This is a genomic window from Streptomyces sp. NPDC102462 (assembly GCF_044765425.1).
Classification (GTDB): Bacteria; Actinomycetota; Actinomycetes; order Streptomycetales; family Streptomycetaceae; genus Streptomyces.
Genome location: NZ_JBIWKB010000121.1, coordinates 1 through 9,630 on the forward strand (window position 1 = coordinate 1; position 9,630 = coordinate 9,630).

A 9,630-nucleotide genomic window follows, 5' to 3' on the forward strand; every position below is an offset into this window, starting at 1 on the left:
TAGAGAAACGCCTCTCAGGCGCCCTCACCCATGTCCGCGCAGGTCAGACCCCAGATTCGTGACTCTAGGACGCTGAATTACGCGGAACGCAGGTCTTCGGTTCGGCGGGCCCACGTCTAGGGACACCTGCATCGACGACGTGCGCGCCCGCTTCCCGCGTCCGTGACCCGGGTCGTCAGGGCGTCTGCTGATCGGCTGCGGTCGTTCATGCCGCGCGGGCTTCGGAACGTTCGACGAGGTGGCCGCGTTCGAAGCGGGCTCCGGCGCGGACGAGAGCGACGAGGTGGGCACGTTCACAGCCAGCCGACTCGTTCTATCCCGGGCAGCCCCACTACTGGAGGCCAGGTGGGGGGCGGAGCGAACGGGGGCATGTCCCCGCCGCTCTCTGCCATAACGATCTCGGCTCCCAGGCGGCCGAACTCGGGGAGGTGGCGTGGTTGGCCAGATCCTGCTGGGCCTTCCTCGAAGCCGGGTTCGTGGTGGCTTCCGTGGACTATCGCCTCAGCGGCGAGTGCCGGTTCCCCGAACCGGTCCACGACCTCGCGGCCGCCGTGCGCCGGGTGCGCGCCAATGCCGCCGAGCACGGCCTCGACCCGGACCGGATCGTCGGGCTCGGGCCCAGCGCCGGCGGTTATCTGGTGAGCGCCATCGGCCTCGCTCCCGACAACGCCGTGTTCGCCGGTGCTGGGGCCGACGCCCGAACTCTGCTCGGCTGCCGTGACGGCACCGCCACCCGACTCGGCCGCCGAGGCCGGGGAAGCTGGAAACGCCACGCCCCCGGAGATCACGTACGGTGACCCACGCTGCGCGACGGATGCGGGAAGCCGGTCACGTACGTCCCTCGCCGCCCCGCAGGTACGCTCCCGCACGCGCCGCAGCCGCGGCGGCCTCGGCGGCCTGGTCCGCGGCGGCTTCGTCGAGGCGGCCGCTGCCGGTCAGCAGGCGGTAGTAGAGGGGGGCGGAGACAGCACGGATCACCTCGTGGACATCGGTGCCCTCGGGCACCTCGCCCCTGTCGATGGCCTGCTGGACGCAGGGTGCCCATTCCTTGACGCGGATGTCGTAGAAGCGGTGCAGGGCCTCGGCCGTCTTCGCCTCACAGGTGGCGGCCGCGATCACTGCCTTGAACAGCGCCCCCTGCCGCGGGTCGGCCAAGGTGCGCTGCACGAGCCGGGCATTGGCTTTGAGGTCGCCGAGCAGCGAGCCGGTCTCGGTACGCGGCAGTGACTGCTCGGCCATGTCCCTCAGCAGGTCGGCCACCAAGATGGTCGCCGTTCCCCAGCGGCGGTAGACGGTGGTCTTGCCCACCTCGGCACGGCGTGCGATGTCGGCGAGGTCCAGGTGGGCAAAGCCCCGCTCCGCCAAGGCGTCCCCAGCCGCCTGCAGCACCGCCGCCCGTACCCGTGCCGTGCGCCCTCCGGGACGGACGGTCCCCGGATCTGCACCCTCAAACCCCATAACGGGACTCCAGTTTCGTTAATCGCCCCTGCGCCTGCTAGGTTGAGGGCCACACTAACGGAACTCAAGACCCATTAGCCAGGTCAGGTGGCGAGAGAGGAACAGTCATGGAATACAGGCGGCTGGGTGCATCCGGCCTCAAGGTCCCCGTCCTGAGCTTCGGCGCCGGCACCTTCGGCGGCCGAGGGCCGCTGTTCGGCGCCTGGGGCAACACCGATGCGCAAGAAGCACGCCGCCTCATGGACATCTGCCTCGACGCCGGGATCACGATGTTCGACACCGCCGACGTCTATTCCGCCGGCGCCTCCGAGGCGGTGCTGGGCGAAGCGATCAAGGGCCGCAGGGACCGGGTGATCGTGTCCACCAAGACCAGCCTGCCGATGGGCGACGGCCCGGGCGACGGGGGCTCCTCTCGTTCCCGCTTGATCACGGCATGCGAGGACGCCCTGCGCCGGCTCGGCACGGACTACATCGACCTGTTCCAGTTGCACGCCTTTGACGCCGGCACGCCGATCGAGGAAGTCCTGTCCGCACTCGACGATCTCGTACGAGCAGGTAAGGTCCGCTACGTCGGCATTTCCAACTTCTCCGGCTGGCAGGCGATGAAGTCCCTCGCGATCGCGGAGAGGTACGGCCACCCGCGCTATGTCGCACATCAGGTCTACTACTCCCTCATCGGCCGCGACTACGAATGGGAGCTGATGCCGCTCGGGCTCGACCAGGGCCTCGGAGCCCTCGTCTGGAGCCCGCTCGGCTGGGGGCGGCTCACCGGCAAAGTCCGCCGCGGCCGGCCGCTGCCGGCCGGCAGCCGACTGCACCACACCGCGGACTACGGCCCGCCGGTCGAGGACGAACACCTCTACCGCGTGGTCGACGCCCTCGACGAGGTAGCGCAGGAGACCGGCAAGAGCATTCCGCAGATCGCCATCAACTGGCTGCTGCGGCGACCGACCGTCTCCTCCGTCATCATCGGCGCCCGCAACGAGGAGCAGCTTCGCCAGAACCTCGGTGCCGTCGGCTGGACGCTCACACCCGACCAGATGGCGAAACTCGATGCGGCGAGCGGCAAGACGGCGCCCTACCCGTACTTCCCTTACGAGCGCCAGGAAGGCTTCGCCCGCCTCAACCCGCCGGTTGTCGTGCCTCCGCCTGCCGCATGACAGCGGCGTCAAGCAGCAGGAGCGTACGGCCGCGTGTCCCGGACTCGGGCCGGCAGGGTGCTGCCTCGCCCATCGTCTGCCCGGGGCCGACGCCGATGCGCCGCTCCGCATGCCGCTTCACGTCCCGCGCCGGCGCCTGGCCCTGCACTGGAGGCCGCCGGTTTCACACCCCGGATAGGGTCGGGGCGTGGAGCGCAGCAGGAAGCAGCCCAACGACGCCTTCGCCGGGGAAGCGCGGGGCGAGCCGGCGCCCCGGGCGCTGTGGTGGGGGTCGGCCGGTCTGGTGCTCGGTGTGCTCGGCACCTCGGTGCTCGTCACCGGCACGGACCGCGGGTGGCGGCTGCCCGTGGGCGTGGTCCTCGTCCTCGCGCAGGCCTGCGCCCTGAGGTGGCAGGCGCGTAGCCCGGTCGCCGTCCTGGCCGTGAACGCGGTGACGGGACTCTCGGTGTGGGCGCTGCTGCCCGCCGTTTCCCTGACGGGTGCGCTGCTCGCGGCGCAGGTCACGTTGTGTGTGCTGTCGGCGACCAGGCCGCGGCGGGTGTCGGTGTGGGCGCTGGCGGCGATGTGCCTGCCGGCGCTGCCGGCGTTCGGGGCGGGTGGGCCCGCGGGGCTGACGGTCTATCTGCTGACCGTGGTCCTGGCGTGGACCGCGGGGCAGTGGCGCAGGGCGCAGCAGGCGCGGACGAGGGCGGAGGCGCGCCGGGCCGTGGTGGAGGAGCGCGCCCGGATCGCGCGCGAGGTGCATGACGTCGTGGCGCACACCCTGTCGGTGATGGTCATCCAGGCGGGCGCCGCCGACGACGTGTTCACCGAACGCCCCGAACAGGCCCGTGAGGCGCTGCGGGCCATCGAGACGGGTGCCCGCTCGGCGCTCGGCGAACTGCGCCTGCTGCTGCGTGCCTTCGGGCCCGATGCGGGGCAGGAGGGGCCCGGGGAGCCGTGGGAGCAGGGGCCCTCGCTCGCGCGCCTGGACGAGCTGGCCGACACCGTGCGCGCGACCGGGATGACCGTGCACGTGCACCGCCACGGCGATACCGATGCCCTGCCCACCGCGGTGGACCTGGCGGCGTACCGGATCGTCCAGGAGGCCTTCACCAACACGCTGCGCCACGCGGTCGGCGCCGACGAGGTGAGCGTGCGCGTGACCGTCGAAGGGGAAGCCGGAGGGGAAGGGGAGTGCGTGAAGGTCAGGGTGGTCGACAACGGGCGTACCCGGCAAGGCGGTTCGGCACGGCCGGGAGCGGGACGCGGGCTGGTGGGGATGAAGGAGCGCGCACGGCTCGTGGGTGGCAGCCTGCGTGCCGGTCCGCTGCCCGCAGGCGGGTTCGAGGTGGCGGCGCGGCTGCCGGTGCGGGACGCGTCATGACGCTGCGCGTGGTGGTCGCCGACGACCAGGCCCTGGTCCGTACCGGATTCCGCATGATCATCGATGCCCGGGACGACCTGGAGGTGGTCGGTGAGGCGTCCGACGGCCGGGAGGCGGTGCGGCTGACGCGGGAACTGGCGCCCGACGTGGTGCTGATGGACGTACGCATGCCCGTCGTGGACGGCATCGAGGCGACCCGGCAGATCGTGGAGTGCCGCAGCCGGGCCCGGGTGCTCGTGCTGACCACCTGGGACGTGGACGCGCACGTGGTCGCCGCCCTGCGGGCCGGGGCGAGCGGCTTCCTGCTGAAGGACATCCGTCCCACTCAGCTCGTCGACGCGATCCGCCTCACCGCGCGCGGCGACGCGCTGCTGGCGCCGACCGTGCTCAGCCGCGTCCTCGACCGGTTCCTGCGCACCACGCCCGACCTGGCACCGCCGCAGTCCCTGCGGGACCTCTCCGGCCGTGAGCGGGAGGTGCTCACCCTGATCGGGCAGGCGCTGTCGAACGCGGAGATCGCCGAGCGGCTGCGCCTGTCGGAGGCCACCGTCAAGAACCATGTCACCGCGGTGCTGCGCAAACTGGGCCTGCGTGACCGCGTCCAGGCCGTCGTCGCCGCCTACGACCACGGCCTCGTACAGCCACGCCGCTCCTGACAGCCGTCTCCTCCTCAAGGAGGAGGCCGGGCCCCGATCCTCCCGCGTTCCCAGTGGCAGACCGCCCCCTCGGCGGATCCACGGCCGGGGTGGCCGGCCGTAGCGTCGAGGTGTGATCGACGACCTGCCCTGCCTCATGTATCTGCTCGCCTACGACGACGCGGCCGAAGGTCCCTACGACCGCTCCCGGACACAGGTGCTGCTCCGGGCCGCCGCCCTGATCGACCTCGCCCTGCGCGGCCGGCTGCGGGAGGCCGACGGCAAGGCCACCGTCTGCGGCACCCAACCGACCGGCGACCCCGTCCTGGACGGCGTGCTGAGCGACGCCGCCGCCGGGCACGGCTGGAAGCACCTTGTGCGCAGCCACCGCAAGCGGACCCTGACGCAGGTGGAGAACCGGCTCGCCGCGGCGGGAGTCCTCACCGTGAAGGAACCCCGCACCCCCTTCGGCGCCCGGCGCCTGACCGTGACGGACCACGCCCAACCCACCGCCCTGCACGCCCGCGTGTCCGCGGCGCTGCACGGCGACGACCCCGTGCAGGACCTCCCCGCCGCCGACGCCGCGCTCCTGGCGCTGGCCGCGGCGGGCGGCGTCCGCCCCGTCGTCTCCCGGCAGGACCACACGACCTACCGGGCCCGTATCGACGCCTGCACGGGAACTCTCGCCGCCCTCGCGCCAGGCCTGGAGAAGGCCGTACGCACCCTGCCGACGACCATGATCGCCGCGCAGGGCGGCATGGGCGGCAGCTGACCGAAGGGGGAGACGATGAGCCCGCACCGCGTCCTGACCACCCTGGGCTGCGCCCTGACCGCCGTGCTCGCGACGGCCTGGTCCGCAGCCCCACCGACACAGCCTGCCCGGCCCGCCACCACCACGGTCCGCACCCACGACGGCCCGGTGCGGGGCGCCGCCCACGACGGCTACCGCACCTTCGAGGGCATCCCCTACGCGGCGCCCCCGGTCGGCAGGCTGCGCTGGACGCCGCCCCGACCAGCGGCCCACTGGTCCGGGGTACGGGACGCGACCCGCCCCGCGAGCGCCTGCCCTCAACCGGCCGGCGAGGTGCCGGGCGGCAGCACCGACGAGGACTGCCTCCACCTGAACGTCACCACACCCGACGACGCGGGACGGGCACACCTCCGGCCGGTGATCGTGTGGCTGCACGGCGGCGGCTTCACCACCGGAGCGGGCAGCTCCTACGACGCCCACCGCATGGCCACCCGCGGCGACGTCGTGGTCGTCACCGTCGACTACCGCCTCGGGGCGCTCGGTTTCCTCGCGCACAGCGGACTGCCCGGCTCCGGCACCTTCGGCCTGGCCGACCAGCAGGCGGCGCTGCGCTGGGTCCGCGCCGAGATCGGCGCCTTCGGCGGCGACGCGCACAACGTGAAACTGGCCGGCGAGTCGGCGGGCGGCTACAGCGTCTGCGCCCAGCTCGCCTCACCCGCCGCCGTGGGCCTCTTCGAGAGGGCGATCATCGAGAGCGGCCCGTGCACCGGCCGCCCCGACCGCCCGTTCGCCCCCTCCTCCGTACCCCTGTCCACGGCGCGCGCCACGGGCGCGGACCTCGCGGCCGAGGTCGGCTGCGGCTCCGCCCGTGACGTGCTGGCCTGCCTGCGACGCGTGCACGTCTCCCGCCTGCTCGCGGCCCAGGAAACCGATCAACAGCCCGCCTACGCCACCCCGTTGCTGCCCGGCGATCCCGCGGCGGCGATCGCCGCCGGCCGCCTCCACCGCGTGCCGGTGCTCATGGGCCACAACCACGACGAGGGCAACGGCTGGGCCGCCGGGATCGTCCAGGCCGGGAATCCCGTCACTGCCGACACCTGGCCCGACGTCGCGGCCACCTTCTTCCCGGGGCAGGCCAAGGCGATCGTCCACGAGTACCCGGTGCACCGCACCGAAGGCGGCCCGATCTTCGGCGCGGTCATCGGCGACGCCGACTTCGCCTGCCCGACGGCGCGCACCGGCGGCCTGCTCGCCGCTCATGTGCCCGTCTGGCGCTACGAGTTCGCCGACGAGCACGCCCCGCTGCTCACCTCGGGCACACCGCCGTTCCCGCTCGGCGCACCGCACGCGAGCGAACTGCCCTACCTGTTCGACCTGGGCGGCCGCCCCCGCGACCTGACCGCGGCACAGCACCGGCTGGCCGACACCGTGATCGACTACTGGACCCGCTTCGCCCGCACCGCCGACCCGAACGGCCCGTCCTCGCCGCACTGGTCCCGGCAGACGGTGCAGTCCCTGGCACCGGACCACATCGTCCCCACCCACACGACACGGCTCCGCCACCACTGCACGTTCTGGGACGACCTCCAGGGCGCGTAACTGTCTGCCGCATGAGCCGGTGACGTCCACCTGCGGCCGCTCGCGTGAGCCCAACTTGAACTTGGCCAGTGCGGCCGTACGGCGCGCACAGCTGGTGGCTGCGGCGCTGCGCGTGATGAAGCGCGAGGGCATCGCCGCGGCGACGACGCGAGCCATCTGCGCGGAGGCGGACATGCCTCACGGCGCCTTCCACTGCTGCTTCCACTCCAAGCAGGAGCTATACGCCGCGCTGCTGTCGACCGACACCAACATCACACTGGACACAGCCTGGCCCGTCATCGATGGGCAGGGGACCCCGGCCGAGAACTTCCGGACGCTGCCGCGCACCTATTGGGCAACCGTGAAGGCGGACCCTGAGGCGCAACCGGTCCGGCGCGAACTGGTCGATCTGGCCCTACGGGAGCCGGCGCTCAGCGAATTGCCCGCCTGGGAACACCGCGCAGGCGTGAGCCCCACCGTCATCACCGCTCTGGAACACAACCTCGGCTTCCAGCTACCCGCAGACCCGCGCCCTGTGGCTCCGGCCGGAGGCAACGACAAGTCCACGGCGAGGGATGTCTGGCCACCAGTCAGCTTCAACGAGCCGTCAGAACTGCGCAGACCAATGCGGTCCCGAGTTCGGGTGCGGTCTGCTGAGCAGCTTCGGCAGGTCAGTGCCGCCTGGAGTGAGTCCTCGGCGAGCATCAGGGTCAGACCTCCTTGTCTCCGAGGCACCCTGACCTGCCGCCGACCACGTTGCCCGCAGGCCGAGCACAGGCCCAGTCCGGCATGCGGCCGCAGCTGACCGCACTCGCGGCAGATCCGGGGCGGCTGCTTCGGCGCGTCCGACCGGGAGCATGAGCCGCACCAGCCGGTGTCCTCGCGCGGATGGCCCGGCTTGTCGCAGCGCGGGCAGGGCTGCTGGGCGTTGGGCCGCTCGGCCATGCGGCGGCCGCCCCGGCGGGCCCGCGGTTGCCGGCCTCGGGCACCGCGGTGGCCGGCTTGAATCTCGTGGATCTCAACGCTCGTACGCCTCTCCCGGGCCTGGCGTTCGGCGCGGGCCGGACGGTGCCCAGGTGCCGGTGGTGACGGAAGCGGAGACGCCCAGGGTCCTGGCAGTCCCGCTTGACGCCGAAGTTGGCGCAATTACCGGAGATGAAGCCATACAAGTCTGGCCGATCGGCGGCTTCCGCGGCGGCTCGCCTCCCTCCCCACTTCTTTCGTACTGATCGGTGCGGAAGTGCTACAGTCCCCTCCGTGTCGATCCGTATTGATCGGTACATAAGTGTGCGGAGGGCTTGAGTGTGGGTGGCGTGATAGCGGGACGGCCGTCGTCGCCGGCGGTGACCGCCAGGCCGACTGCGGGCACGCCCGGTTCTCGACGAGGGGGTGCGGCGAATGCGCTCACCTGCCGAGATAACCGCCCAGGCGCTGCCACTCCGCCGCAGTCGAGCGTGACGAAAGCACCAGAAGCGCGAAGGAGTTCCACATATGACCGCCAAGAAGTCCGACGATCGCGAGCTCTCCCACCGACTCAGCAGACGCAACGTGATCGGTGTCGCCGCGGGCGCCGGCGCTGCGGCCCTGCTCGGCCTGCCGGCCGGCACCGCAGCCGCCGCCCCGAGTGTCGAGAAGCCAAGGACACCGAGGGTTAAGGGCTTTACAAGCCGCTTCGCTGAAGTGAACGGCACGCGGCTGCACTATGTCATCGGAGGCCAGGGCGAACCCCTGGTCCTGCTCCCCGGGTGGCCGCGCACCTGGTACCAGTTCCACAAGATCATGCCGTCGCTTGCGCGGCGCTACCGGGTGATCGCCCCGGACCTGCGCGGCATGGGCGACTCCGACAAGCCCGCGGACGGGTACGACAAGAAGACCATGGCCCGGGACATCTACGAGCTGCTTCGCACCCTGGGGCACAGCCAGGCATATATCGCAGGCGAGGACATCGGGTCGATGGTGGCCTTCAGCTTCGCCGCGAACCACCCCGAAGCGACCCGGAAGGTCGCTCTGTGGGAGGCCGGGCACCCCACTGAGGTATTCAACGAAATACGCATGCTGCCCCAGCCGGGCCAACCGGCACCGTGGTGGTTCGCGTTCAACATGCTTGACCAGTTGCCCGAGCAGCTGCTTGAGGGCCGGTTCCGGTTCATCATCGACTGGCTGATCGACTTCCAGGGCGGGGACCCCAGAGCCTTCAGCGAGAAGACCCGCGCCATTTACGCCGCCGCGTACAACACTTCGGATGCGATCCGCGGGGGGAACGGCTGGTACCAGACCTTCCAGCAGGACATAGCCGATCTGAAGGACTACCCGGTACTGACCATGCCCCTGCTCGGAATCGGCGGCAAGTACTACGAACTCCTTCTCGCACAGATGGAGGGACTGGCGGCAGACGCCCGCTACGTCGAGTTGAAGGGCGCGGGTCACTACCTCGCCGAGGAACGCCCAGACGACATCGTGCGGGAACTCACCGCTTTCTTCGCCTGACCCCAGGCCTTGACGGGCTCAGGCAATTGCCCCTCGAAGGTATCTGACCTGCCCGCGAACTGGGGGGCCGGTCTTCGGGCCGGCCCCCCGGGCGACAGGGAGGGCCTTGGCCCCGAATCCTGGACACGGGTTATGCGGCTGGTGCCAGCGTAGTTGATGTTGTTTCGGACGCTGCCTCGTAAGCGATCGGGCTGC

General features: G+C 71.4%; 9 protein-coding genes. 8 read left to right on the forward strand and 1 reads right to left on the reverse strand.

The window, feature by feature from the left end; translation table 11 throughout:
* Positions 1-437: 437 nt before the first annotated feature.
* Positions 438-797 (forward strand): alpha/beta hydrolase fold domain-containing protein, encoded by a 360-nt coding sequence (locus ACIRFL_RS43095; RefSeq protein ID WP_404041051.1) that lies wholly within the window; start codon positions 438-440, stop codon positions 795-797.
* 31 nt (positions 798-828) lie between these two features.
* Here ACIRFL_RS43095 and ACIRFL_RS43100 read toward each other — a convergent pair whose 3' ends face one another.
* On the reverse strand, positions 829-1,458 hold the full coding sequence (locus ACIRFL_RS43100; protein ID WP_404041054.1) for a TetR/AcrR family transcriptional regulator C-terminal ligand-binding domain-containing protein: 630 nt from the start codon (positions 1,456-1,458) through the stop codon (positions 829-831).
* A gap of 107 nt (positions 1,459-1,565) precedes the next feature.
* Between ACIRFL_RS43100 and ACIRFL_RS43105 the strand changes: the two genes are divergently transcribed.
* From ACIRFL_RS43105 to ACIRFL_RS43135, 7 genes are all read left to right on the forward strand, one after another.
* Positions 1,566-2,618, forward strand: a complete 1,053-nt coding sequence (locus ACIRFL_RS43105) for an aldo/keto reductase (protein ID WP_404041057.1) — start codon at positions 1,566-1,568, stop codon at positions 2,616-2,618.
* A 187-nt stretch (positions 2,619-2,805) separates the two neighbouring features.
* On the forward strand, positions 2,806-3,984 hold the full coding sequence (locus tag ACIRFL_RS43110; protein ID WP_404041059.1) for a sensor histidine kinase: 1,179 nt from the start codon (positions 2,806-2,808) through the stop codon (positions 3,982-3,984).
* Positions 3,981-4,640, forward strand: coding sequence for a response regulator (locus ACIRFL_RS43115; protein WP_404041062.1), 660 nt, complete (start codon positions 3,981-3,983; stop codon positions 4,638-4,640). Before ACIRFL_RS43110 ends, ACIRFL_RS43115 begins: the two co-directional genes overlap by 4 nt.
* 112 nt (positions 4,641-4,752) lie before the next feature.
* Complete coding sequence (locus tag ACIRFL_RS43120) at positions 4,753-5,391, forward strand: GPP34 family phosphoprotein (protein WP_404041065.1); 639 nt, start codon at positions 4,753-4,755, stop codon at positions 5,389-5,391.
* A gap of 15 nt (positions 5,392-5,406) precedes the next feature.
* Complete coding sequence (locus ACIRFL_RS43125) at positions 5,407-6,969, forward strand: carboxylesterase/lipase family protein (protein ID WP_404041068.1); 1,563 nt, start codon at positions 5,407-5,409, stop codon at positions 6,967-6,969.
* A 19-nt stretch (positions 6,970-6,988) separates the two neighbouring features.
* On the forward strand, positions 6,989-7,753 hold the full coding sequence (locus ACIRFL_RS43130; RefSeq protein WP_404041071.1) for a TetR/AcrR family transcriptional regulator: 765 nt from the start codon (positions 6,989-6,991) through the stop codon (positions 7,751-7,753).
* A gap of 686 nt (positions 7,754-8,439) precedes the next feature.
* Positions 8,440-9,435 carry an alpha/beta fold hydrolase gene (locus ACIRFL_RS43135; protein ID WP_404041074.1) on the forward strand — a complete coding sequence of 332 codons (996 nt, stop codon included), beginning with the start codon at positions 8,440-8,442 and terminating at the stop codon, positions 9,433-9,435.
* Positions 9,436-9,630: the final 195 nt, after the last annotated feature.

Coding starts and splice junctions, on each gene's coding strand:
- ACIRFL_RS43100 (WP_404041054.1), bottom strand. CDS start 1,458: ATGGGGTTTGAGGGTGCAGATCCGGGGACCGTCCGTCCCGGAGGGCGC.
- ACIRFL_RS43105 (WP_404041057.1), top strand. CDS start 1,566: ATGGAATACAGGCGGCTGGGTGCATCCGGCCTCAAGGTCCCCGTCCTG.
- ACIRFL_RS43115 (WP_404041062.1), top strand. CDS start 3,981: ATGACGCTGCGCGTGGTGGTCGCCGACGACCAGGCCCTGGTCCGTACC.
- ACIRFL_RS43125 (WP_404041068.1), top strand. CDS start 5,407: ATGAGCCCGCACCGCGTCCTGACCACCCTGGGCTGCGCCCTGACCGCC.
- ACIRFL_RS43135 (WP_404041074.1), top strand. CDS start 8,440: ATGACCGCCAAGAAGTCCGACGATCGCGAGCTCTCCCACCGACTCAGC.